This is a genomic window from Paraburkholderia nodosa, assembly GCF_001718195.1.
Classification (GTDB): Bacteria; Pseudomonadota; Gammaproteobacteria; order Burkholderiales; family Burkholderiaceae; genus Paraburkholderia; species Paraburkholderia nodosa_A.
Window position 1 is genome coordinate 1 of the sequence record NZ_MCNV01000029.1, and the last position, 25,617, is coordinate 25,617.

Consider the following 25,617-nt stretch of genomic DNA (forward strand, 5'->3'; position numbering starts at 1 on the left):
GCGCGCACGGCCGCGATCACGTCTTCGCCCGTGTCGTCGCGGCGCGCAAACACGTCGATCCAGTCAGCGAAGATGCTGCCCGTGCTGTAGTACTTCTCTCCGTTCACCACCCAGCGTGCGCCATCACGTGACACGCGCGTGATCACGTCGCCGATCGCCACGCTGCCGACTTCGGTCCAGGCGTTTCCCACCAGTTCGCCGTCGACAAATCGCCTGAACCAGACGTCGCGCGCCGGGCCTGGCTCCGCGTTGAGCCGGTCCTCGACGAACGCGAAGTGGCCGCGCAGTGCCTGCGGCAAATTCGAATCCGCCTCGGCCAGTTCGATCAGCAGCTGAATCAGTTGCGGCAGCGAAGCCCCCGCGCCACCATGCTCGACCGGCACGCGAACGGCGCCGAATCCGGCGGCCTTGAGCCATTCGATCTGCTCATAGGGCAGGCTGCGATCGCGCTCACGCTCGAGCACGCCCTCTGCGATGCGGGCGAAAACGGGTCGAAAACGTGAAGCGAGACGCTCGTAATCCGTACCGGGAGAAAGAACGGGAGCAAGTGCCACCGTGCTGGCGAGATTCAATGCGGTAATAGGGGCTCCAGGTACCGGCTTGATGGGTGGCCCGTGTTCGGGCCTCGTTCCTTACCGATAAAGCAGAAGTCATGCCAATCGTTGGCCGGGGACCAGGTGTGCGCAGGTCGGGAAAACCGCATGCGTGTTGCTGGTTCAGCAACAGCATGCAGCTGATTCACTGCTGGATTTGCAGCGATGCCTGAGCGATCTCGTGATGCCCGGACTGGTCACTGGCGTCATCGCTGCCCGCCTGTTTCGCGACAGTGCGGCCAGCCGCCAGCTATGGACCAGAAATGTAAGCGCAAGCTTCCCACGACGGTATAATTGTTCCATTCGCTTTTCCTTCCCCAATCATAGCTGACCCGCGCCTTCGCGGCGTGCGCACCCATCGCGTATGGGCGAAAGCGATGAAACGACCTGCAGACATCTATCTTCGTTTCCTGCAACTGACTGAAGCCATTCGTGGCTTGCCCACGCTGCCAGCGCTTGATCCGCTTGAAGAGAAGATTCTCGAGTTCGTGGCTCGCGCGTCACAGAACAAGGACCGGTTGTCGGTCCGGGACATGATTGGACACGGTGAACTGGGCTCTCCTGCGACACTTCACGGTCGCATCGCGTCCATGCGCGAGAAAGGATGGCTCACCCTCTCCGACACCGAGGACACCCGGCGCAAGCAGATCGAACTCACGCCTGCCGCGCTGCGCTACTTCGACAAGCTCGCCGAAGCGCTCTCGAAGGCAGCGAAGGGCACCTGAGCCGGCGGCATACCCCGCGATCCCGAGCCCGCCAATAGAGGGCGTTCTGCCCGGATCGGCTAATCAAGGCAGTTGTCCCCGTTCAGCCGTGCTGCGTGATTGCGAGCGGCCTTCCCAATCGCACAGAAATCGTTCGCGATCCGAAGTAACTAAAAAAGAACCCACGGACCATATCGGGCAGTGGGTTCGCAAACACACGCCAAAAGCTCGGGTTTTCACAAACCGTCATAACTTTTGGAACAGTAAACATACCGGGTTTGCGAGGCCAAGGCAACCTGGCAGTGGCTTAAAACAACGCCCAGGGGAAGCTTAGTTCGGTATTTTTGCGCCTGTCACAAAAAGGGCCCCGCTACCGTCTCGAGGCTGCGGTGAGCCGCCAGCAAGTGCATCTGGTTTCGACAAAAGCAGGTTCCAGAACATCCAGACCCGATGTAACGCCTGCAGGAGCGCCCACCGCCGCGGACCAGACGTAGTTACGTCGCCTCACGCCATGCAGAAAAGCGATGGCCGGATTTTCGCCGCGGCTTTGGCGCCGTTGGGCGGATCGTCAGTCAGGCGCCCATACAGGGCCTGCCAGTCGACGGCAAGCAACGGGATCGTCCTGTCATTGCGGGACCAGTACGCGAGAAAGCGCGCCCAACCCTCGAGGAAAAAGCCCACGCCGGGACTGAGCAGGCACGGAGGTCTCGCCACAAGAGGCACCCGGGCCGCAGGAAATATCGAACAGAGCGTTTCATACGACGGCAGTGCGACAAAATCCGTTTCCTCGCGTTGCAGGGCGTCGCGAAACATCGGGTAGGACAGCAGCCATGAACTGACTGACGGACTGCCACCCTGACGCGAAGGCAGATTCAATTCCGGAAGGCCCGGGTGCAGCGTAGCCATGCTGATCTCCATTCGTTATAAAAATAATAACGAATGGCTGCGCTGCGTGCAAGGGTCTGCCATGGGGATGAAGCGACGCGGCCCTGTCCGTCACACTTGATCAGGCGCCCGGGACGCGGGGAAGCGCCATACGGACATGCCAGGGCGCTTTGCTCCCACTGACATCAATGAGACTAAATTCCTGCACCGAGCAACTCGAATATGCGTCTCATATCTTTCCGAATCGTGGCGGGTGGGCCCGCAAACAGGAATGGCTTTTATTCAAGTATTGGCCGCGGGCATGCGATTGTTATCGATGCCCGCCGAGGTGATCTATTTGTAAATCAGGAACCGGTCGCGATTCTTCGCGTCCTTGATCCATGCATGGACGCCCCCAGTTTGCCAAGCGCTCAGTTTGTGACAGGTTATAGGTCAAGATTGCAGCCATGCATTCGGACTTCGCACGGCACTCGCCGGCGGTCCCTGATGGAATTTGCTGGTCAAGGTCTCATCAGTTTGGCGTGCTCTCGCGCACACTGGATCAATCAGATTTTCTTGACCACGGTCTTACCTATCTCGCCATCACATCTTGATAGCCTGTGCAATCGGCTGAAGTCTCCTGCTGTTCGTTACAATTTATAGGTGCATCGAAGTTTATGCCGCACTCGCGCTCGCCATGTAGTCACTTCGGAACTCGCGTGCATGAGTCAATAGTGCCCACACGACGCGCACGTTCTTGTTTGCGAGTGCTACCGCGGTAACATTCGCGTTGCGCCGCTGCAGCAAGTTATGCAACCAGCTCTCCTTATCTTCTTTCCGATTGGCCGCGTAGATGACTGAACGCGCTCCATGTATCAACAGCGTCCGCAAATAGGTGTCGCCTCGCTTGCTTATGCCCAGCAGCACATTCTTGCCGCCACTGGAGTTCTGTCTGGGCACCAGACCCAGCCATGCAGCAAGCTGGCGCCCGTTTGCGAAGCTCTTGGCATCACCGATAGAGGCCACTAGCGCGCTCGCAGTAATCGGACCAATGCCCGGCACGCGCGCGAGCCTGCAGCTGACTTCGTTTTCGCGGTGCATCACCCGGATTTGCGCTTCCAGCTCACGGACCTGGCGGTCGAGTTCCTTCACGTGTTCCAGGAGACGCTCAATCAGCTGCCGAAAGGATCCTGTCAATTCGTTGGTCGCGTCTTCGAGCAAGCCGGGTACTCGCCCGGCGAGGTGTGTGATTCCTTGTGGGATAACAAGCCCAAACTCACTTAGCAGACCGCGTATCTGGTTAGCTTGTGCGGTGCGCGCCCGAACGAAACCTTGACGGACGCGATGCAGCGACAGCACCGACTGCTGCTCAACGTTCTTGATCGGGACGAAGCGCATGTTCGGCCGCGCGACGGCCTCGCAGATAGCCTCGGCATCCGCGGCATCATTTTTGTTTGCCTTCACATACGGCTTCACGAACTGCGGCGCCATCAGGCGCACAGTATGTCCCATGCCCTGCAGCTTTCTAGCCCAGTAATGGGCGCTACCACATGCCTCCATTCCTATAAGACACGGCAGGTTGGCAAAGAACGCCGCCATCTGATCACGCTTTAGCACTTTCTTCAGCACGGCTCGACCGTGCTCATTCACGCCATGAATTGCAAAAACGGTTTTTGCCAAATCAATGCCAATCGTCGTAATCTTCATGTTGGGCGCCCTCCTCGATTAAGTGGTAGCTTCGACACTTCCACTTTGGCACACCGATGCCGTTTCGGGTGGGGGCGCCCATTCCATTAGTTTGGCGCGCGTCCCCGCCCGGACCAGGTAGCAGGATCGCGATATTTCGCAGTCAGTGGACCGTGCGCGACCCTTGGTCTGCCGCGTCGGCTCCCGAAGATATCCCGCTCGGTATATCCGAACTCCACAACCTTTGCACGTATATCGGCAAGCACCGTGTCGAACTCCTGCTGCCGCATAGCGGCCGCCTGACTCTTGAGTTCGTCAAGTTGTGCTTTCAGTTCCTTGTACGTTGCCACGGACTTCCCCCATGTGGAGTCCTCGCGGTCATGATAGTGACTTTGTCACGGCATTGATCCGAATCGGGATGACCGATCGACGAGTCCGGCCTTGGGCCTGTGTCCGCGAATTCGCAAATCACGGGCAATATTCGGCGGCCGTTCCATGACGAACGTTCACACTCTTTTGCAGGGATGGACTGACGCGTGGCCAGTTCGTTCCAGCGCTTTTTACGAGGGTCGGCGGACACGACGGACCCTTGAAGCGGCGCATCATGCAGTTTTGAACACCGCGCACACCTTGTCGGCCACGCGAGCAATGAACAGGACAAGGCGGCAAAGGCTGCGCATTGCGTTATCCTGAAGCGTCCGCCCAAAGGGAACACGCATGAAGCTTTCGAAATTCCTGTTACTGATGGCAGTGCCGCTGTCCACCACCGCTTACGCGCAAGCCTCGCAGACGTTTCACTTCGGCGAAGGCCAGGACTCGCCGCAACGTGCTCGTACCACTTCTCCTCCGCCACTGCCCGCAGCCCAGACTACGGAGCCGCTGCCCCAGGGTGAGCCGCATCCGCACACGAAACCGACGTTAGAGTCCCAACCAAAGGCGAAATCGAAGTCGAAGCACCGGCAGCACCATCGGCACCATCCAATCCACCCGTCACCGCTTCAGAATCCGTATTCACATCCTTGAGCCGGGCAGCACGCAAATCGTGTGTCAGCCATGCAGAGAATGATTGGACTATCTGGCATTCCTCGCCGGCTGTCGCACAATTAATTCGCTATACGAATTGATATGAGGTGACGACACTCAGTGACCAACGATGAAGTTTCACCAGAGTCGACATTACAGCTCGAATGATTGCAATTTCAACGGCCGCCCAGACTGTTTTGCGTAATCTATTGAACGCGTCCGTAGTCCAGCCCGTACTCATATTCGGTGCACGGTAGCTGGCTAAGGATCCGACGCGACGCCATTGAAGGACAGTGCCTGTGGGATGCGCGAACAACCGGAATGACGGCATCCACACACGGAACGCGCGGTGACGGGATGGCATACAGCACGGGGGTTGATCATACGTATTCCGGGCCAGTCGGAGCGCGACATGGCCCGTCAGGCGGCAATGCTTTCCTCAAATTCGAATAGCGCTCCCTCGTGAGCCTCGAGCATGGTGCGTATATCGGGCAGCGCACGGCGAACCATTGGGCGCGCAGACCTCGGGAGATTCGAGCAGGCGAGCTCGATATCGCCGCTTCTGTGCTCGCCGAGCATCGCGAGCATCACGCACGCCTGCTGGATATCTTTCTGCGACTTGACCAGCATGTTGGTGCGCAAGCGTGAAACGAGGATCTTGTGGATCGCGAAGCGTGCGGGGTCCGGCACACGAACCGGCACCGCGCCGTGCCTTGAAAGCAGCGTGCCCATGTGGGACTGGCCGAGCAGGTAGGCGAGATAAGGCATGCCGCTCGCATGCGCACCGAGCTCTGGAACAGCGACGGTCGGAAATGTGTTGTCCTTCGAAGGCACAAGCAGATCGACGTGAAAACGCGTCCGACCCGCCTGCTTGAACGACGTGGACGGATCGCCCCTGTTGAACCCCGGCACCGGCACGAAGTCGATTCCGGTTTCTTTCAGGATTTCGAGCAGGCCACCTGACGGCACACCCTGTAGCGCGAGCTGGCGGGCGCGCGCGATATCGATGTCCTCGGTCTCGTAGGCAAGCGCCTTGATGCCAAGGCTGTTGAGCAGAACCGCGTACGCGTGAGAGCCCACGAGCACCGCGCCGGCCTCGAAAAGTCCGTAATTGTGGAGGACCGCCATGGTCGCGTAGGTCTTGTTGTCGGCAATCTGGAAGCCGAGCTTCGCGAGCTCCCGAATGCGGCTGATGAGGTCTTTGGACTGCTCGATCTGTGCCATCACCGCAGCGACGCGCTCCTCGGCCGCCGGATCGCCCTTGGGTCCGCCAAGACTCTCCTGCTGCCGCTTGCCCTCCGCGTTCATGAACTGCCGATAGTAGTAGACAGCGTTCCCGCGATGGTGCTCGGTGATCGTGCCCGGCGCACCCACGAGAACCCGCCCCTGGCTGGCGGCCGCCTGCTCGACGTTCGCGTACTGGGAGCAAAATGCCTGATCGTGTCGCTGGTAAAGAGGAAGTCCGTGCATGCCAGAAAATTGCAGTAATTTTTTGGATTTTACTGCAAAAGGCGAGTTCGTGATTGCAGTAATTTTATGAAAATTACTGCAATCAACTTGGAATTCCTCAGGCCACCAACCCCTCGCCTGTCCGATACCCCAGGCGAACGGTACAAGGTTACCCGGCGGTACCGGGCGCATCGGTTAGGATTTGTTCGGGCCATGCCCGGTCCGCGACCTCATTGTCGGACTTCTCACCACGCACCGGCTGACGAATCGCCGACGTCTCGAATTCATGTTCCGGCGCATCGCTGGGCCAACGTCTGTGGCCCCGTCCGCGTGCTTTAGCACGCCGAGGGCCACCCAATGCCTGCGCGCGGGCATCGGGTCTCACCAGATGCAGGACTTCGAAGCCTGTTAGCCGATTGATGAAGAGAATGACGCAAACTTACGTTTTTCAAATTCCGGTTGCGGCAGTCGATCGCGCACGTCCATGCAGAACGTCGAGCCACGATTCTGGCTTTCTATCAATCACCTTTTCCCGGTTTCCGACATGAGCTCGCCGCACGTCTTGCATGTATAAGAGGCGTATCCGTGCGAGTCCCTGCCGTTGTTCACCAGTCCGGTCGTGCGAATCGAGTCCCACTGAGAAGAGTACGGTTCATCGTCATCGCACGCCACCTCTTCGCCGTCGTGTCCGTTGACGCACACGAAGTATCTACGTATCAACGTCGTCATCGCTGCCCTCCTGCGGCTTACGGTTACTGCGAAGCGGCGCTCCAGCCGCGCGAGCTGGCCGTACAGGCCCATTCGTGCAGGTTCGCGTTCCTGAAGAGTCGTGTCCTGCACCATCCGCTCCGTATTGCGCTGTCCATTCATCCCGCGAAGGACGTGAGCGCTAGCGAATCGCCGTCCACGAGATGGCCAGGCTGGAATCCCGGTCAATTGTTTGATAATTTTCAATGCCGAGGCCTGCGGAAAAAAGACGCCGCGCAAGTGACGCGCCGCATTGCCCGGCGCCAGCTATCCGATGGCCCTTGCATGACCGTCTCCGTCAAGGACCGGCACACGCAGCGCGGCGCCGCAGCCTGGGTGACAAAGCGGCACGCCAACGTGGTCGGCACGTCCACGGTCCGGAACGGAGGGATGCATCCCTCGAAAGCGCGAAGATGTCCGGCGCAGTGTAGATCCCGTGGTGCGTCGCGCAACGATGCTGGAGATAATCGTCCAATACTGGCTCAGCATTGCGGTTCGGGCCGGCTCAACCGCGTGTTCCCATTAGAGCGAAGCGCGCCAGGCTGCCCGCCTGCGACCGCAGTTCCACCCGCGGAGCAGGACACGACGGGCAGCGCAAGTCGCGCAACGGCGCGTCGGATAACCGCGTCGACTTTGGGAGTCCTAGCCTACGGGACAGGCCTTAAAAATATACGACTCCAGCATTCCGCTACAGGGAAGTATGGTCGGTCCACACCGGTTTCACAACATGCAGTGAGTTCTTCTTCCCCGTTCCGCTAAACGCACGCGCACGTGCCGGGCTTTGGCCTGTCGCGCGCCCGTCGAAACGTCCGCGTAGGTTAGCGACGAGTCATTCGCCCGCTCGCCGACGCGAAACTGTTGAAATGCCGGATCCCAGGACGCAGTGTGACTCTGGACTTCGGGAATCCCCGCGGCGCAGAAATGTTCTTTGGCGGTCGGTCAGTCTGGTGACGCAGCTGTTGTGACAGCGCACGCGCCTCACACGTCGAATGCATGCAGTGCCCGCAGGCAGCTTCGGGCAGATGCAGGCCGGAGCTGATCGCGACGGCTCAGGCATCACACCGCCCACTCACGCGCCACGGTATCAACGTTTCAGTGCAGCCGAGCGAGGGTACGAAGGAGCGAATCGCCGTCCCGCGTAACGCGAGGCCGTATGGCCCCGCCAAGTGTCTCCAGGGCAACCAGCTGGCGTTCGAGCAGGGTGTGGCCACGCTTCTGGCCACGGCGGCGGCGGTCGAAGGCTCGGTACCCAGTTGCCGGGTGACGCTACGCATCATCCAGATGCCGATACCGAGACGGACAAGCGGGTTCGTGCCCAGTTCGACGCGGTATCAATCCCGAAAAGGCCGGCAACCCTGTATCGATTAAACGAGCACGTGCAAGTCAGGTTTCATGGTGCGATGGATGTCTGGCCCTGACGCCCGGGCACGCGAACAGCGCAGTACCTGACTCGGTTATCGGCGGCATCATTTATTTCTTCATACAAATTATGCGTTTTCGCCGCGAGAATTTTTTTACAACGGAGGTCCCTGGAGCAGTCAGCATTGTCCGATTCAGCCGCGCACAGTCATGGTGCGCGGGAAATTACACGGCTATCCTGATCGACGGCAACGACGCTTACGCCGCAGGCCAGATTCCGCGCGTTCGCGACTGCGCCAGTCTCTTCCCCTCCCTGGTAGCGAGCGGTCGCACAACGCCAGTTGCCGACATTTTTTGGAATCCATAACATCGGCAAAGATCCAGGCACGAAGGTCCCCCGCAGGGTGACCCGCGCCTGGCGTCGTTATCCGACCACCCGCGCCTCAAGCCCGCTGCGTACCGCCAGATCGAAACGCTCAGGGCGAATATGGAACACCGTCGCCTCGCACGCACGCCCGTCAGCAAGTCGCGAGGTCCGGCGCAGCACGAGCAGCGGCGCACGCGGGGACACTTCCAGATACGCGGCGATATCGCTCGCTGCGGCAACCGCCGTGATGGTCATGTCGGCATCGACGATATGCCAGCCCGGCAGCCGTTCGAGCATCTCGTACGACGGGAGAGTTTGCGCCTCCTCGCGCGAAATGACACTTGCTTCGGGCAGCAGGCAGGTCTGCGCGAGCGCGACAGGCGCGCGATCGACGCGGTGCAGGCGTTCGAGATACACACAATGCGTGACATCGGCGGCGAAGGTCTCGCGCAGGCCGGGCGGCACCGCGCACGCTTGCATGCGCAGCAGTTCCATGCTCGCCCGCGCGCCCTGCGCCGCGAGCGAGTCGTAAAAGCCGCGCAACACGTCGAGCCGGTGCTGCAGACGCCGGGGCTTCACGAACGTGCCCTTGCCCTGCTTGCGCTCCACGACGTGCGTCTCCACCAGACGGCCGAGCGCCAGCCGGACAGTCACCCGACTCACGTCAAAGCGCTCGCCCAGTTCGGCTTCCGACGGCAACTTGCCCGACGGCTCATAGATGCCCTGCCCGATTTCCTGCTCAAGCGTCGTCGCGATCTGCTCATAGAGCGACGTCACATCTTCCCGCACCAACATGATTCAAGTCCCTCGCTGCACTCGCGTCACGCCCTGTACACGATTCGCGATATCGATATGAAAAGCAATTGGATGGCCTCACTTGTATTAATACGTATTATGCCATCCAGACCCACTGACGATAGCAGCATCGGCTCGAATAACGAACGCAGGAAAGCATGACCGTGACCGACAGGATCCTCGACGCGCCGCCGCTTGAGCGCCCACCACATGATGGAGCGGCCCTCCATACGCGCGAAACCTTACCTGCTGGCGCTTACGGCCACACCGGCTCGCGCAGCGGCGCCGCGCTCCTGCGCGCACGCCTTGGCTTCGTGGCCGCATGGTTCGCCTTCATCGCGCTCGCGTGGCTCATACCGACACCCACCGGACTCGACGCGAACGGCCAGGCCACGCTTGCCGTGGTCGCGTGGGTCGCGATCGTCTGGGTGACCGAGGCCATTCCCGTCGGCGTGAGCGGCATATTGATACCGATGCTGCTTGTGCTTTCACACGCGAGTCCGGGGTTTCAGAAGGCCGCAAGCGGTTTTGCCGCGCCCGTCGTGTTCCTCTGCCTCGCGGCATTCCTCTTTTCAGCGATCATGCAGGCAAGCGGCCTCGACCGCCGCATTGCGCTGGCGCTGCTCGAGCGCCTGAAGGTGCGCACCGCCAACGGCGTGATCTGGGCAATGTTCGCCGTCAACTTCGTGATGTCGATGGTCGTGCCGGCCGCGAATGCGCGCTCGGCCGCACTGCTGCCCGTCACCAACGGCATCGCCCACCTGTTCGGCGATTCACCGCGCGAGCATGCCGCGAAAAAGGCCATCGTGATCCAGTCGCTTGTCTACGGGGCGATGATCAGCGGCATGTGCATTCTCACGGCGCATCTGCCGAACATGGTCGTGTCAGGCCTGCTCGAAAAGCAGCTCGGGATCCACATTTCATACTTCACGTGGTTCAAGCTCCAGTGGCCGTATCTGGGCATGTTCGCGATCACGCAGTGCTGGGTCCAGTACTATTTCCGCTCTCGTGCCGTCCAGATTCCCGGCGGACGCGCCGCCATCGCGACAATGCGTCGCGCACTCCCGCCTGCCTCGCGCAATGACTGGCTGGTGCTGGTCCTGTTCGCGGGCGTGGCGGTCCTGTGGGCAACGGAGCCGCTGCATCACCTGTCGTCGGAAATCGTCGCGCTGATCGCGCTTGCCATCCTGTTCGCGCCAGGCGTGCTGCGCTTTGGCTGGGCCGAAGTCGAGCAGCGCACGATCTGGGGCACGCTGTTCCTGCTCGCGGGCGCGCTCTCGTTGTCCTCTGCGATCAGTTCGTCGGGGCTCGCCCAATGGGCCGCCGATCACATCTATCGCGTCGCGCACGGTCATGGCTGGTGGCTCGCCATTGGCATCGTCATGGCCGGTACGCACATCATCCGTATCGGCATGCTGTCCAACGTCGCTGCTGTCACCATGATCGCGCCGATCGCGCTTGCGCTCGCTCCGCGCCTTGGCCTGCATCCGGTTGCGTTCACGATGCTGGTCAGCGACACCGACAGCTTCGCCTACCTGCTGCCCACACAGATCACGGCGGGCGTCATTGCCTACAGCAGCGGCGTGTTCACGACCGCCGATTACGCCCGCGTTGGCGTGGTCTCGGTGCTGATCGCGATCCTGTACGGGCTGTGCGTGATCGCACCGTGGTATGCGTTCATGGGCGTGCCCGTCTGGGACGCGTCCGCGGCATGGCCGTTTGCGCATTGATACTTGCGCGCACTCGCATGGTCACGTGCGCGCGATCCCTTACCCGTCTTGTCGACACCCACCCCAGATGAGCGAATCGAACGAAACCGGTCTGCACGCCCGCGCGCGTGCCCTGCGCGAGCGCCTTGGCGAGCATGTCGCCCCTGCCGGCCTCTATGAACAACTGAAACAGCGCCCCTTCGCCGGCAGCGTGCGTTGCAGCGTTTCGCGACTCGAAGCGGGCAGCTGGGCCGAAGTCGTGCTCGACTACGAAGTCGGCTCGTCAGGCATTGCCGATGGCGGGTGGCTGAAGACCGCGTTCAAGTTCTACTCGGACTGGGCGCTTTTCCAGACAAGCGACCCCACCGCGGCGAACTACATCAGCGCCGAATATCATGCGGCGCCGCTCGTGCCGGGCCAGAGTCCCGCCACGGTGCAGGCGCTCAATGTGCGCTTCGACCAGAAAGGCCACGAGCGGCCGTACCAGAAGGCCGTGATCGTCGATGTCGTCGACGGGTATCTGAACGCAGGCGACCGCATCGTGATCCGTCTTGGTGATCGCCGACGGGGTCCCGGCACGCGCATCCAAACGTTTTCCGAAGACGATTTCCGCTTCCGCCTCTACGTCGATCCGCTGGGCACGTCGCGCTTCGTTGCAGTGCCTGGCGACATTGCCATCGACATCCATCCGGGCGATCCAACGGACGTACTACTCAACGGGCCGCGCTTCGTGCGTCCTGGCGAGGCTGCGCCGTTTCGCCTTGCGTTGCAGGACCGTTGGGGCAACGCATGTCGCGAGCTGGGCGCGAACGCGAAGGCACGGCCGGTAGTCGTCAATTCGATCGCCAGTTTGACCGCCAACGTGATCGCCCGCGACGCAGAAGGCACAACGGTCTATCAGCGGGAGCATGCATTCCCGACGCAGGGATTCGCGACGCTCGCGCTCGACGACCTCCCAACGGACCGGGGCACGCTGCACATCGTCGCAGATGTGCCCACGCGACCGGAAATCCGCGCAGCCGTTGCCTGGCTCACGGTCGACGCCACACTGCCCTCCCCGCGCGCACTCTATGCCGATCTTCACGTCCATGCGCACGACACGGTCGGCACCAACAGTCCCGCATGCAACGCGCAGTACGCGCGCGATATTGGTGGAATCGACATCCTGGGTTATACAGCGAACGACTTCCAGATCACGGATGCGAACTGGCAACTGGGCGTCGAGGCCGTCGATCAGTTTAACGAACCCGGCCGCTTCGTCGTCTATCCCGTGCAGGAGTGGTGTGGCAGTTCGACGGCGGGTGGCGACCACAACGTCGTATTTCTCGGCGACGAACGTCCCGGTTTTCCGTACAACGCGCGCGGTGAGCACAACCGCACCCTTGTGTGGAACGAGGACATGAAAGGCAACGCGGTCGAACTCGGTCGCTGGCCCGTCGAGGAACTGTGGGATGCCTACGCCGACGACGCCGAACACCACCTCGTCATGCCGCACGTTGGCGGGCGGCGCTACATTCCGGACTGGCACCATCCGAAGCTTGAGCGGCTCGTCGAAATCGCTTCGACGTGGGGCCACTTCGGCTGGCTCTACCAGGACGTCATCGCACGGGGCTACCAGCTCGGCGTGGCTGCGAGCGGCGACGAACATCGCGGACGTCCCGGCGGCGGCGCGCCCGGCGTGCAGGTATTCGGCGTGCATGGTGGTCTGACGGGCGTGCTCGCCGATGCACTCGACCGGCATACGGTCGGCCAGGCCTTACGCTCACGCCGCACGTGGGCGACAACAGGCGAACACAGCGCGCTGCTCGTGCGCAGCGGCGATCACTGGCAAGGCGACGCGTTCACGCAGCGCGGTCCGGCCACGCTCGATTACCGCCTGCTCGGACGCGCCGGCTGGGAATACGTCGCCGCCTATGACCACAATGGCCTGATATGGGAGCGGAACCTGCATGAGGAACTCGGCTATGCTGAGCGTCTGATCCGCGTGCGCTGGGGTGGTGCGCGCATTCGGGACCGGTATCGCTGGGCGGCGTGGCGTGGCCGCATCCGCATTCTCAACGGCACGATTCACAACTTCGGTTCTCACGGCTTCGAACACGTCGAGGAATCCGCGTGGCGCACAGGCGCAACGGACATCGAATTCAGTAGCGACACGTACGGCGACGCGGACAGCATCGAGATCGATGTGAGCAATCTGGCCGCGGCGACCATCGTGATCGAAGGCACCATCGACGGCTTCGTGAAGGTAGGCGATCCGCTCGCAGGCAATCCATTCGCGCATGCGCCCGCGTTTCGCTTCGAGATTCGCGGCGCGGATCTGCTTGCGCGGGGTAGCGCAACATATGCGCTCGGCGGCACGGAGTTGTTCGTCGCGGTCGAGCGACTGACCGACAGGCCGTTGCCGGTCGATCTGGCGGGCAGTGTCGAGGTTGCCGCGCAGAACGCGCCGTTTGGTTTTCGTCCGGTGTACTTCTTCGGGCGGCAGCGTGACGACAGCAAGGTGTGGTCGTCGGCGCAGTTCATTACTTTTGACCAGGTTCGCCGCGGGCGCAGGTGAATAGCGCTCGCAGCGACCGGCTCCGGTTTGAATCCGCCATCTAGTTGTGAATCAGGAACCGGTCGCGGTTCCTGACGTCCTTGATCCAGTTCGGCGCGCGCCCTCTGCCAGACCAGGTGGCGCCGCTTGCCGGATCACGGTATTTCGCTGGCAGCGCGCCGCCTGAACCTCTCGGCCTGCCGCGGCGACGTCCAAAGATGTCCTGTGGTGTATATCCGAAATAGGCCACCTTTGTACGGATATCGGCAAGGACGGCGTCGAACTCCTCCTGACGGACTGCTGCTGCCTGATTCTCCAGCTCGGCGATCTGCGCTCTCAGTTCCCTGTACGTTGCCACGAAGCGTCTCCCGCATATGGAAATCACTGGGTCATGATAGTGACTTTCGTATGTCGCTGATCCGAACTGGGACGACGGTCGCCGGGCATTGCGTCAGGCTGGTGTCGGTGGATTTTTTTGCAGATAGAGGTGCCTCGCGACTCCATCCACAATGGCGGACGCTCGGGCGTCGTGAATCACGATGGAGAGGAGCAAAGCCGGTGCCGCCTACCGCGGTATGCAGATTCATGGAAAGCCAGATGCTTCACGCGCAGCCTCAGCAAGTCAGTATGACTCCCATTCGGCGAGGCTGGCCGCCGTGGGGAAGTTTGCGCGGGTTAGCATGGCTGCCAGAGCCGCATTGAGTGGCGACGGAACCGCCACTCAACGGTGTATTCCGCCGCGGAGGCCAGCATGGAAGACGATAGCACGTTGTATGTGGGGCTTGATGTCCACAAGGACTCGATCACGGTTGCCTATGCGATCGGCATGGGCACCGTCGAACTGTTCGGCAAGGTGGGCGCCATGCAGATTGATGTCGACCGGCTCTGCAAGCGACTGCAGCAGAAGGCACGGCACATCTGCTTTGTCTATGAAGCGGGCCCATGCGGATACGGCCTGTATCGAAGGCTGGTCGATAAAGGCTTCGACTGCATGGTCTGCGCACCATCGCTCACCCCACGCAGGCCGGGTGATCGTGTCAAGACGGACCACCGTGACGCGATCAAGTTGGTGCGCTCCTTGCGCGCCGGCGACTTGTCGGCGGTACATGTACCAACAGTTGAAGACGAAGCGTTCCGCGACCTGACCCGCGCCTGGTCGGCGGCTCGAGAAGACCTGAAGGCAGCACGCTGCAGGCTCAAATCGTTTCTGCTTGCCCACGGCGTCCATTATCTCGGCCGTCCCAACTGGGGACCGACACACCGACGCTGGTTAAGTACGTTCTCATGCGACAGCGCCTGGCAGCAACTGGCGTTCAACGAACATCGGCGCACGATTGAAGACCGGCTCGCGCAATGCGAGCGGCTGGAACTGGCATTGCGCGAAGCGGTAACTAACTGGCGGTTTTATCCAGTCGTACTTGCCCTGCAGGCCATGCGCGGAATCAACTTTACGTCGGCGATCGGACTGGTTTCGGAGCTGGGCGACCTCGCGCGCTTCGAACATCCGCGGCAGTTGATGGCGTGGATTGGCGTGACGCCTTCAGAACATTCATCAAGTGGGAAACGACGGCAAGGCAGCATTACGAAGACCGGCAACAGCTACGCACGTAAGCTGCTGGTGGAATCTGCCTGGAGCTACCGGCATCCCGCCCGAACAGGCGCTGCTGATCTCTACTTCCGAACTGGGCGCTTTTTCACTTGCGCCGTGACTTTACCTGGCCTCGACGTACGGTCTGACAGGTCAGTCCCATGCTGCACGTCGATTTTTGCCGCCGACAGGCGTTCGTGGTTCGAAGTGGCGATTGACGGTTAGTTGCATCTGGTACTCATGATTCCCGGTGCTGTTTGCCCGGGAGTCCCACCTGACCAGGAAGCTTCGCCGCGCGGCACACAGTCTTGCGCGGACGCACCGTTCCGATGAGTTCGTCCGCTGCGCAGCGTCGGGCGAACTCATCGGAGTGATAGAGGACCGCCGGAACCATCACACTGGGCGGCCGCTTTCGTCTGGACCCGCCACCGAACTCGCTGACCCGGTCATGCAAATTAAATCGGGTGGGCGCTCTTGATCCCGGGGTGACGATCTCAATATGACGTGTCAAATCCAGATCAACCGCCTACCGGACATGCCCAACAAGAAGAACTCTCGATCCACGCGTCGGCCAGTTGCCGGAACGCACGCAAAGTCGCTCTATCTCCCGATGCCCCGCCACGAAGCCTCGGATCTCGCACTGCGTGCACGGATCGCGCTTGAGCGTCTGCGCAATGGTGTGGCGGACCGCTCCCTCGTCAATCTTGTCTCGCAGGTGGCTATCATCACGAGCTTCATCAGCCGGGCGGGACACGGGCAGCTCGATATCGCGGAGATCGAAAGTGTTGAGCGTGGCCTCGGAGAGGTACTTAGCGAGGCCGATCACACCGGAGGTGGCATGTGTCTGAATCGTTGGTCGCGGGACTCACGAACGTGATTAACGAGTACGACCGCCAGCTCTGCGCGACCCGGATGGAGATCGTTGTCCGGGCGAGTGATCACCTTGGAAAACTTGTTGCTCTGGCTGCGAGAGACACGCACACCAACGACAGTCAACTCCAGGTTGCACGGTAACTTCACGTCGGATCGCGTGCCGGATTCACGGATCCGTCAGGGCGACATGCATGAAAGCTCGCCGGACAAGTGAATACGCACGGGCGAGAGAAGGTCGCGTGCAAACGTCATACGGTTGGTATTCGCCAGCCCGATGGTAACCAGCCCCCATAGATAGAGACCAAACCCTGCGCGTGTGTCGCGAAGTAAAGTGGATCGCCAGCGGTACAGCCTGCAATTGTCTGGGAAAGCGCGCAAGCGCTCACAACAGACAATCCAGTAACGCTCAATGCAACGAAGACAGGTGCATCCCGCGCTACACTGCGTCCACATCCCTGCTTAGTCCTGCGCGCGATAAATTGTGCGGCTGACAACCACGTCCCCAAAGAAAAAAAACCACATGGAAATCCGCGTCGCTTACGAACACAGCCTGGCGTCCGCGCCGGAAGAATTCATCGTTCTGGTGCCCTCGCAGCTCGTGACCGATATTCCCGCGAACGTGCCGCGCGCGCTGTTGCCGGAGTTCATCACCGGCCTGATCGTCGAACGCTCCCCGACAATCGGAAAGATTCGCAATCTCATGATTCTCTAGCAGATGGTGATCCCGCGGTGACACCTGCCTGACGAACGGCGTTGTTGCGCGGCCTCGAAAAAACTCAGAAAAGGCTTGGTTGCCTGATATCGCGCGCTGGAGGCAGTGACGGTTTCTGGCGTCTTGCGCCTGCGCGTCGGCGAGCGAGACGACGTACGTGGGCAACCAGAACGAAATGCGCGTCCGCAAAGCTGAGCGTGAGCCTGAACTGCGTCAGCCCATCCGGTCCGATACCGGGCTGCGCCCGCAGCGAAGCATGCATGTCGAGCCGACGAGCACGGTCCACGAGCTGTGCACGGCTCATACCCGGCCACGCGAGCGAGATCAGCCGACTGACCACCGAAGGAATCGACTCCGGTGGACAATCAGCCGGCAACGCTAGAGAAACAAGCTCGAAACGGTGTGCCATCGGGTTGAAGGCGTACGGTTCTGTGTCCGTGCTTCCTCATGTACATACGTGGCGTCGCCCAGACGGAGGCGATGCACAAGGGGTCCTGAGTGATCAGTCGTAGCGGGACGCCAAAGCACTGCGTTCGGCATCTTGCTCCGCCAGCTACGACTGGATCGCCCGTTCCCCGTTACGCCGCGGCGACTTCAGGCGTCGCTGTAGTCTCAACTGCGGCCGGTGCCTTTTTGGCTGCAACCTTGCGCGGCGCCGAAGCCTTTTTCGCGGGTGCTGCAGCCTTGCGTCCACGCACACCCTTTGCGGGAACAGCCGCTGCCCGGCCAGCCTTTTTCGTCGCGACCGTCGTCTTCGCTGCCTTTTTAGCCACGACACGTTTCGCGGCAACTTTCTTCGCAGGAGCAGCCTTCTTCGCGGGAGCAGCCTTGACGCCGGCGACCTTTGCCGTTGCACCGGCTTCGATCAGGAATTTCGAACGATCCTTGACATCGCGAATCCAGAGCGGTGCAAGTCCTCGGCCCGACCAGGTCGCGCCCGTTTTCGGATCCGCGTATTTCGGCGCAACGTGATGCACGGCCGCCCGCGGGGATTTTGCTGCTGCCTTCGCACCCGTAGCCGGCTTGCGACCGCGCCGTTTAGCGACAAAGCCTTCAATATCGGCAACAGTCAGTCCGTGCTTGTGCATCAGTTCACGGATTTTGGTCAGGCCCACCGACGACTGCTTTTCGGCAATCGCTACTGCCTGCTTCTGGAGTTTTGCAATTTTCGAGTTGATTGCGTCCAAGGTAACCATGTCTATTCCTCCCTGTGGGGTTTACCGTCCATGCGATCCTGGAACTTCCCTGGCTTATTTCCCAGGCACTTCGAAGTTCGGTCTGCCCGTCAGAATTGACGCCATCGTCGCGGTCGTGATTATGACTTCATCAGTACGCTCGTGCAAATTTATCGCACGGTGCGCAGCGATTTAAATTGTCACTGGAGATTAAAATTGAGCTGCGTCCGGTGTTGCCGGCGGGTACTACAACGCTCCTTTTCCGTTCGAATGCTACCTTGCAGCAAAACACTCAATTCTCAATTGTCCAGACATGTACGCACGAATCATCGATCCTGTGAGCGAAGCTCCTCTTCTTTCCACAGGATGAATCGTTCACGCTACAAAAGATGACGTAAGGTGCGCAAGCAAACCTGGCGTCGCTTGCGGATTGATTTATACTGGGTTCACACCTGTCGCCAGTCGCGACACCTGCCGTGTGCCGTTCCCAGCAAAACGATTAAAAGTGCTCCACCCTCTTCGCGCCTGCAGCATGGGCAGCGTTGGGTCGCGTGGTATCCTGGCGGCACGCGATTTGCAATTACCTGCTCAACAACAGATTGTTGCGCGGAGAGTACACCGAATGGATGAAAGAAAGCGCGAAAGCATCGTTGCCTATCTACGGCGGCGGATGGCTGAATTTGGAATCAAACCGGAAGACATCGCCACGTCAATTGCGGCAGATCAGGAGCGGTTGCGGGCAGTGCGTTTCCGCGACGCCTCTGGCAATTCATGGGACGGCAAAGGCGCTCCGCCACAATGGGTGGTCCAGGCGACCAGCGCCGGACAGTCTCTTGAGCATTTTGCAATTGATTCGGCATCGACCCAGGAACCTGGCAAACGCGCCGGTGCCGACTGGCGCAACGACCCGTTTGCCGGCACCAGACTGGCGAAAATCAAAACAGAGGGCGTTGGCGCCTGAGAGCTGGACCGGAACCAGCTAGAATCCAGCGTCAGGAATCACCCTCGTTGCCCCATCGGTTCGGACGTTTACGCGATTTCATTCCTGGCAGATGAGGGGCGCAAATACTGTTACAGGGTGAAAGGCTGCGCCCCATTTCTGGACGCAAGAAGTTGGAATTCCGGAGTCCGACCAAGTTAAGGGCAACGATTGAATCATGAAAACATCAGGAAAGCCTTGCGCATCATGTCCCTGGCGTCGCGCTGCGGGTGCAGGAGATATTCCAAACTTCGATCTCGCTCTGGCAGAGAAGCTGGCCGATACGTGCCCTGATGACCGCGGCATGGGGCCCGATTTTGGAGCCAGCATGTTTGCGTGCCATCAATCCAGGGAAGGAGAGGAATTCGCGTGCGCGGGATGGTTGGCGAAAGTCGGACACCACCATCCCGCAGTGCGCCTGGCAGTGGTCTCTGGTCGACTTGATTCAGCGGCACTGGAGCCTGGCGTAGACTGGCCAGAACTGCATGACAGCTATCGGGAAGTGCTGGACAAGCTGCGTGCAACGTCGAATTCTGGAGACGAGGCCAAAGGAGATGAGTCTGCAGTGAAAATCGGGTGATCCAACCGCCTGCCCCGGTGATGAACATCATCTTGCCCGCTACGCGAATGGGCTCCAGTAAGTCGGCCACGCTTACGTATCACCCAGGATAGCCCGAATTCTCTGATCGTATGGCACTTTCAGCACTTCCGCGACAATCGCCGAGCCTGCTCCGGGCTGGGCGGGATTAAACAGATAGTTGTACGAATGAGGGAGGATGGCGCTTGGCATCTTAAGGAGCAGTTCCTGCCCGGCTGCCAGCCATTCGCTACCGGCGGCCTGCGTCCAGTCCGCGTTCTCACGCCAGTCATCCGGGATAACGTTTGCCGTGAGTTCCGCGATCGCGGCGCCCTCCGCAATTTCCACGCGAAGCAGTTGATAGTTATCAGGCAACGCCTGCGGAGACCCGAATTCGTGGTGCACCATGGTCTCAAGCAGCGCAAGCGCGGGATTTTCCGCCAGATAGACGACGGGTTGCCCCTGGTAATGCCACCGGCCAGACGCCCTCAACCCGCCTATGCCGCGAAGGTCCGCGTAATTACTGATCCTCCAGAATTCCATCAGGCGAAGTATCCCTCGTCGATCTGAACCAGTGCATCCTCGACAAGCCGTGCACCGTGTTCAGTTGCGGCCATCTCAAGCGGCGTTTTCCCGGCGAATCGATCTTTGCTGCCGCGAAGCCAGTTCATGGCTTTTTCCGGATTTCCAAAGACCGTCTCCGCCTGTGCAACGATCCTTGCAAGGCGGATGGCCTTGTCCGACTCGTCAGTCGAGAGCCGCTCACCATTCTGGCGACGATGTGAGAGCGTTCGACGCGGAATGATGAAGAGCAGCTCTTCAGCCTTGAGGCCGTGCTCGCCCAGGCGGTCGAGCACCTCTACGCCGACGCGCTCGGTCGCGAGCGCAGCAAGGTCATTCCCGGACCGGATGTGCGCCTGGAGCAGGTTTCCCAGCAGCGAAAACTCGGTATGTCGCGGGTTGCCCCGTCCAGTGGGACGATATTCAACGGTAGCCATGGACCCTCCAAGCAAAATGCCCAATCAATACGGGCATTTTGCCACAGATTGAGCTTGCCTGTTGTGCAGTCTGCGCGGCACCGATCGCGGGCGACCGCTGACTTACGGCAAATCCGCTCTCCGCAGCCCGGCACAGCCGACCGGCGCCTCCGACGTGACTTTCCAGGATAGAGCAGCTACGATAGCTGTATATTTATACAGTATTTTATGGAGGCACCATGGCGCTGTCACTACTGGACGTCGAGGCCAATCCATCCCGATCTGTTCCGGTCGAGCGCCCCGCCTGCCTGATCGGCATTCAAGCGTGCCGTCTACTGCCTGGCCACGACCCCATTGCCAGGACGCCGCTCGCGAGATATTCAGGATACCTTTTGATATGAGGCTTAGCGCACATGGATGCGTTGTACGACAATCTTCCCACCATGAAATGGGACGAACAGCACGCCGACCTGGACGATGGATATGAGGGAGCGCGACGAACTCCGTTTCAACCACAAGCCACTCCACAGCTTTCTTATGCTGCCTTGAGCGGGTGCTCTTTCAGGTAGGTTTTTAGCGCGTCATTCATGCGCGTCTGCCAGCCTGCGCCGGTTGCACGAAACGCCTCCAGAACCTCTGCGTCATAGCGCATCGTGACCTGCTCTTTCGGATTCTCCTTCGGCGGGCGGCCCATGCGCTTTTGCATGACTTCAGCGAATGGACGCGCGCTGGCGAAATCCGCAGCCGTCCATTCCGGGTTGTCCGGATCGGACTCGATTCCGCGCTGGATTGCCGCTTCCTCTGCGGCGGTGTTGCGTGTCAGCTTAGCTTTGCTCATAAGCGTCAATCTCCGTGTTACTCGCCTTGCGCAGGCTGATGATGCGCATGGTTTCGTCGCGGGGCGTGAAAACCACGCTATACAGCCTGCCCCCTAACAGGGCGATGCCCCTGTACCGATCCTCTCCGTACTCGTGCCGAATGTCCTGGACCACCAGCATCCCATCCCAGTCGAGCCGCGCAGCCTCGGCGAGTGATACGCCGTGCTTTTCCTGGTTCGACGCGTCCTTCGCAAGGTCAAATGTGATTCGCATGCAACTTATTGTAGTGTCGAAAAATAGGAGCACGCAAGGACTTTCTGGAGTTACAGAAAGTGCGTCCTGGCGCAAGATCGCAGTTCAGCATGATTTGAATATAAAGCAGTCACGCACCGACTGACCGCGTGACTTTTGCGAGCAGACCCGACACGATTACTGTATATATATACAGGCATTCTTTGGGGGCACCATGGCGCTACCGCTACTGAACGTCGAGACGATACACCCGGATCTGTGTGGCGAGCCTCGCAACTGGCTTCGGCGCACGGCCGCACGGTGACGAGCGGACACGAGGCGCTCGACGCGGAGTTGCCGGTCCGATCGAGCATCAGAGGGTTGGCTTACCGTCCTCGGAGGGCTTCGGCCAATCCTGTGCCGGTCGATCGGATTGCGCCTGTGGCAGTGGATCGGCGGGCGGACAGGCGCCAGACGTGCCGAGCGTGTCCTGCACCTGCTGGTCGACGCGAGCGTGGCGATACTGATCCATCGCCCGGTTCAGTTGCTCGTCGCTGAACTGCACGCGCAGCCCTGCGTCCACGGCCACCCTCGCGGCCGCCATCTGGTGCGCGTCGTCGCCAGTCAGTTCGAGCGTGCGGCCGAACTTGCCCTGCGCGAGCCGCAGCCCGGCTTCGATGGCGGACCGCTCCGCCTGCAGCACCTGAACGCTTGTGCCACGATCACGAACAATGTCGCGGCCGTCATGCCGGTAGGTAACGTCGCCACGTTCGTTGACCGACCAGGATAGGCCCGGCGAGCGGAAAATGATCGCATTGTATTCGTCCTGCGCGTGCTGCCGTGGCGTGTTCGGCCGGATCACGTTGAACGCCTCGCCGCCGATCTCGGCATCGACCTTGACCGCGCCCGATACACGCTCCGGGCCCGCAGTGCGTCGCAACTCCTCGAGCGCGCGCTCATCGCCCTCTTCCGCCCGCGTGCGCAGCCAGCCGGAAAAGCTCAGGCCGCCTGCGGCTCCGAATTTTTCCTTGAGTGCCGCCCGCTCGCGTGAGATCGACTCCCGCAGCGCGTCGTCGCGGCCCAGCTGCCCGGCGCGTGCGAGTGACGTCGCCGCTCGTCGACCAGCCGGTGTGAGCCGCACATCCTGCCGGATTTCCGCGCGCCTGGTGTCGAACGCTGCGCGGATCTCAGCGCGGCGCCACTGTTCATTTGCGCGCTGTGTGAGCCACGCGTCGCTACGGGCCACGACATGCGCTTCGCACGCGACCGAGTATTCGCGCCAAAGTGCCGCGCGTGGCAGCTCGCGCGGAGCCGGAACCGGCTCACCGGCCTGCTGTCGCTCATACACTGCGCGTAGCAATGGTGCGGCTTCACGCCACGACAGATTCAGTTCTTTAGTCAGGAAGTCCGACACGTTGAGGTTGCGCGAGCCCGCGCGGATACGATCGGCGCCGTCGCGGCCCGTCGTGACCGCATATTTCGCGGGCCGCACGCCATGGGTGTGCGACAGTTCGGCAAGCAGGCGACTGGCATCGAGACCCTGGCGAATCTCACGAAACTCAGTGTGCTGACTACCTGATTCATCGCGCTGCCGAAGCTCGCGCGCGAGTTGCGAGACCACGTTGTCCGAGACGCGGCCCGTGTGTCGCGGTGTGGCATACGTGGCGTCGTCGGCGCGAGAGCGGCGCGACCGGTACGCTGGAGCATCAACCGCGAATGCGTCCGGCGTCCGCAGGATTCGCCGGCTTGCCTCGAACTCGAATGACGCGTCGATCGAGTCGAACCGGTCTGGAAACGCGTCTCGCCGGTTGCCGGAAAACCAGCCTGGCGGCGACGTGCCGGATGGTGTCCATGCCGGATGCGACCGCATCATTGGCAGGCTGTCGAACGGATCGCCGAACGCATAGTGCCTCTCAAGCGCACGGTGGTACGCGTCCAGCCCGTCGACTGGGGGGGCTGCGTGCCCTACTCGTTGCGCTGCAGGCTCTCCATCGCGATCTGCAGCCCGTCGCAGGCCGTGCGCGGATACGGCGCCGTCTGGCTCCAGCTGGTGAAACGCATGATGCGGCAATAGCACTGCAGATCGATGTCTGATGCCGTCCACAGGGCGGCCGGGCACGTTTCGCACAGAGTTGAAGGGTTCGGGCGCCGGGTACGCCCCACCTGGGATAAGGTCAAACTCGGCATCGAGCCCGCCGTATCCATCGTCGAAGGGTTCGGACGTGTCGTGTTCTGATTCGCGCGCGCCTGGCCCGTCGACGACGTCGGGCGGCTGGGCGCCGAATTCAAATGCGCGTCCGCTTCGTTGAAGGTGTCCTGCGAAGCCGGGTAGGGAGTCGTCTGCTCGTTCATGATGTACCTTCAGATGTTGTGCGTAGAAGCCGCGTTCGAGATCTGCAAGCATCAGTTCGCGGTCGTGGGGCGAGGATTCCTGGTAACGCTGGTACTGACGGCTACCGCTGTTGAGATACTTCACTTCGCGCGCGCGGGTGGTGTACCACTCATCGAGCACTGTCGCTATATGCGCTGGTGTGCGTCTGGGCGCAACGCCAGCCTCATAACAGTCGGCCGCATCTGCCGACAGCGCCTGCAGCTTTTCGGCGGTCGGCAGTGCGATGAATTCAGGCGTGAATACGTATTCCTTGAGGTTCACGCCCTTGTCGGCGCCAGCCGGCTTCACATTCAGGTAGGCGCTGTCGAGACCGGTATTGCGCATGCGCACGGCACCGTGCTCGTGCAGCAGCGCCATGAAATCCGCATGGGTCTCGATCTGGCGATCCAGCACCGCGTCGAGAATCTGTTCCTTCAGCTCGCGACTGTTGGAACGGAACAGGTCGCCACGGTAGCGGCTGATCATTTCCGATGCGTCGGTCAGCAGCGTGCGCCGGTTGTCTTTCGGACTCGCAAGGCCATACCGCGCGTTGACATGCTCCTGGAACGCGTCGATGAAGCTCAGGTTGGAGCGCACGTAGCCGAGCGGTTCCAGGTGCCTTTCAGCCAGCAGGTTCCAGCGCGGAATGACGATATGGATGTGTGGCTTGCGCTCAACCAGTTCGCCAGTCCGCTGGTCCACATAGCTCTTGATCCGGGGCAGGTGTGCCTCGGCATAGAAGCTGTATTCGTCCGGGCGGTAGGCGTGCAGCGCGAACGCCTCGAACTCCCGCACGATCTGAAACATCGTTTCCCGAGTGACGTGATCCTCCTTGAAGGAGAGCGTGATGGACAGGTAACGTTCGACACCGGGTGCGGCACTGATCGACTGGATCACTGCGTCGGTCAGGTCGAGATCACCGGCGAGCACCACACGTTCGTCAAGGTCATCGCGATCCAGGTCGCGGCCAACCTTGCGGCCTTCCTCGAGGTACTGCTTCACGCCGTCGTGACGGCCGTCCACTCTAATCAACACGATGGAGATGGGCCTTCAGCAGTTGCGTGATCAACTCCAGCTCGTCGACCAGGGCGACAAACGTGGATTCGGATAGCTGGCCAGCCACGCGCGCCGTATTCGCCACGTGGACCAGCTGGTTCAGGTTGTTGCCGGTCTTGTTGATCACGTACATGATCCGTTGTCGCTCAATGGTCGCGGGTGGGCGCGCGACGATCTGCGTGCGGTTCGTCAGGATGCATTCGCGCAAAAAAACAGACGGACTCATGCCGGAGCGTGCGACCTTTTCATTGAAGACCTGCCACTGGTCGTCGGTGAGCCGCGTGCTGACAGGCCTGCCAAGGGCCTTCTGCGCTTTTTTGCGACCACGGCGCCTGGCTTCCGCCACAACATTGAGATCGTCTGCGCTCATCGCATGTTTTCCGTTACCAGAGAGACATCGGGCGGCGAACTGCCGCCACCGGCGTGCA

General features: G+C 60.9%; 21 protein-coding genes and 1 pseudogene. 8 read left to right on the forward strand and 14 right to left on the reverse strand.

Annotated elements, in window-relative coordinates:
- Positions 1-581: acyl-CoA dehydrogenase family protein (locus BFD71_RS32440; protein WP_256095041.1), on the reverse strand; the 581-nt coding region annotated here is incomplete at its 3' end.
- 389 nt (positions 582-970) lie between these two features.
- On the opposite strand from BFD71_RS32440, the gene BFD71_RS32445 reads away from it, so the two are divergent.
- Entirely contained in the window at positions 971-1,318 is a 348-nt protein-coding gene (locus BFD71_RS32445) for a transcriptional regulator (protein ID WP_069268351.1), read from the forward strand.
- Between the two features lie 483 nt (positions 1,319-1,801).
- Here BFD71_RS32445 and BFD71_RS32450 read toward each other — a convergent pair whose 3' ends face one another.
- The 5 genes from BFD71_RS32450 to BFD71_RS32470 form a co-directional block, all read right to left on the reverse strand.
- Positions 1,802-2,203 carry a hypothetical protein gene (locus BFD71_RS32450; RefSeq protein ID WP_141710875.1) on the reverse strand — a complete coding sequence of 134 codons (402 nt, stop codon included), beginning with the start codon at positions 2,201-2,203 and terminating at the stop codon, positions 1,802-1,804.
- A 633-nt stretch (positions 2,204-2,836) separates the two neighbouring features.
- Entirely contained in the window at positions 2,837-3,868 is a 1,032-nt protein-coding gene (locus BFD71_RS32455) for an IS110 family transposase (protein WP_069268353.1), read from the reverse strand.
- Between the two features lie 86 nt (positions 3,869-3,954).
- Positions 3,955-4,197 carry an H-NS histone family protein gene (locus BFD71_RS39645; protein ID WP_083245596.1) on the reverse strand — a complete coding sequence of 81 codons (243 nt, stop codon included), beginning with the start codon at positions 4,195-4,197 and terminating at the stop codon, positions 3,955-3,957.
- A gap of 1,093 nt (positions 4,198-5,290) precedes the next feature.
- On the reverse strand, positions 5,291-6,511 hold the full coding sequence (locus BFD71_RS32460; RefSeq protein ID WP_256095003.1) for a GSU2403 family nucleotidyltransferase fold protein: 1,221 nt from the start codon (positions 6,509-6,511) through the stop codon (positions 5,291-5,293).
- Positions 6,512-8,849: 2,338 nt separating this feature from the next.
- Entirely contained in the window at positions 8,850-9,587 is a 738-nt protein-coding gene (locus BFD71_RS32470; RefSeq protein WP_069268356.1) for a GntR family transcriptional regulator, read from the reverse strand.
- A gap of 158 nt (positions 9,588-9,745) precedes the next feature.
- Here BFD71_RS32470 and BFD71_RS32475 point away from each other — a divergent pair, with 158 nt between their 5' ends.
- Complete coding sequence (locus BFD71_RS32475; RefSeq protein ID WP_069268357.1) at positions 9,746-11,317, forward strand: SLC13 family permease; 1,572 nt, start codon at positions 9,746-9,748, stop codon at positions 11,315-11,317.
- 67 nt (positions 11,318-11,384) lie between these two features.
- Positions 11,385-13,853 (forward strand): hypothetical protein, encoded by a 2,469-nt coding sequence (locus BFD71_RS32480; protein ID WP_069268358.1) that lies wholly within the window; start codon positions 11,385-11,387, stop codon positions 13,851-13,853.
- A gap of 40 nt (positions 13,854-13,893) precedes the next feature.
- On the opposite strand, the gene BFD71_RS39655 is transcribed toward BFD71_RS32480, so the two are convergent.
- Positions 13,894-14,190 carry an H-NS histone family protein gene (locus tag BFD71_RS39655; RefSeq protein WP_083245599.1) on the reverse strand — a complete coding sequence of 99 codons (297 nt, stop codon included), beginning with the start codon at positions 14,188-14,190 and terminating at the stop codon, positions 13,894-13,896.
- A gap of 393 nt (positions 14,191-14,583) precedes the next feature.
- Between BFD71_RS39655 and BFD71_RS32485 the strand changes: the two are divergent.
- The 3 genes and pseudogenes from BFD71_RS32485 to BFD71_RS32495 form a co-directional block, all read left to right on the forward strand.
- Positions 14,584-15,498: pseudogene (locus tag BFD71_RS32485) on the forward strand (IS110 family transposase); the annotation flags it as partial.
- 421 nt (positions 15,499-15,919) lie between these two features.
- Complete coding sequence (locus BFD71_RS32490; RefSeq protein WP_256095004.1) at positions 15,920-16,297, forward strand: hypothetical protein; 378 nt, start codon at positions 15,920-15,922, stop codon at positions 16,295-16,297.
- 516 nt (positions 16,298-16,813) lie between these two features.
- The gene (locus BFD71_RS32495; RefSeq protein ID WP_069268359.1) at positions 16,814-17,005 is read left to right on the forward strand and encodes a hypothetical protein; all 192 of its coding nucleotides are present in this window, start codon (positions 16,814-16,816) and stop codon (positions 17,003-17,005) included.
- Between the two features lie 578 nt (positions 17,006-17,583).
- Here the strand turns inward: BFD71_RS32495 and BFD71_RS32500 are convergent.
- Positions 17,584-18,201 (reverse strand): H-NS histone family protein, encoded by a 618-nt coding sequence (locus BFD71_RS32500; protein ID WP_069268360.1) that lies wholly within the window; start codon positions 18,199-18,201, stop codon positions 17,584-17,586.
- 601 nt (positions 18,202-18,802) lie between these two features.
- Between BFD71_RS32500 and BFD71_RS39665 the strand changes: the two genes are divergently transcribed.
- Positions 18,803-19,141, forward strand: a complete 339-nt coding sequence (locus BFD71_RS39665) for an H-NS family nucleoid-associated regulatory protein (RefSeq protein ID WP_406954414.1) — start codon at positions 18,803-18,805, stop codon at positions 19,139-19,141.
- 196 nt (positions 19,142-19,337) lie between these two features.
- Positions 19,338-19,739 carry a DUF6283 family protein gene (locus BFD71_RS40945; protein ID WP_141710876.1) on the forward strand — a complete coding sequence of 134 codons (402 nt, stop codon included), beginning with the start codon at positions 19,338-19,340 and terminating at the stop codon, positions 19,737-19,739.
- Positions 19,740-19,811: 72 nt separating this feature from the next.
- Here BFD71_RS40945 and BFD71_RS32505 read toward each other — a convergent pair whose 3' ends face one another.
- The 6 genes from BFD71_RS32505 to BFD71_RS32530 all read right to left on the reverse strand — a co-directional run bounded on the left by BFD71_RS32505 (position 19,812) and on the right by BFD71_RS32530 (position 25,559).
- A complete protein-coding gene (locus tag BFD71_RS32505; RefSeq protein WP_141710877.1) occupies positions 19,812-20,282 on the reverse strand; it encodes an RES family NAD+ phosphorylase in 471 nt (156 codons plus the stop codon).
- Entirely contained in the window at positions 20,279-20,734 is a 456-nt protein-coding gene (parS, locus tag BFD71_RS32510) for a type II RES/Xre toxin-antitoxin system antitoxin (protein ID WP_069268362.1), read from the reverse strand. The genes BFD71_RS32505 and parS overlap by 4 nt, the downstream gene beginning before the upstream one ends.
- 514 nt (positions 20,735-21,248) lie before the next feature.
- Entirely contained in the window at positions 21,249-21,551 is a 303-nt protein-coding gene (locus BFD71_RS32515; RefSeq protein WP_069268363.1) for a BrnA antitoxin family protein, read from the reverse strand.
- Positions 21,538-21,804, reverse strand: coding sequence for a BrnT family toxin (locus tag BFD71_RS32520; RefSeq protein WP_069268364.1), 267 nt, complete (start codon positions 21,802-21,804; stop codon positions 21,538-21,540). Before BFD71_RS32520 ends, BFD71_RS32515 begins: the two co-directional genes overlap by 14 nt.
- A gap of 331 nt (positions 21,805-22,135) precedes the next feature.
- Positions 22,136-25,135, reverse strand: coding sequence for an LPD7 domain-containing protein (locus BFD71_RS32525; protein ID WP_256095005.1), 3,000 nt, complete (start codon positions 25,133-25,135; stop codon positions 22,136-22,138).
- A gap of 22 nt (positions 25,136-25,157) precedes the next feature.
- Complete coding sequence (locus BFD71_RS32530) at positions 25,158-25,559, reverse strand: plasmid mobilization protein (RefSeq protein ID WP_069268366.1); 402 nt, start codon at positions 25,557-25,559, stop codon at positions 25,158-25,160.
- Positions 25,560-25,617: the final 58 nt, after the last annotated feature.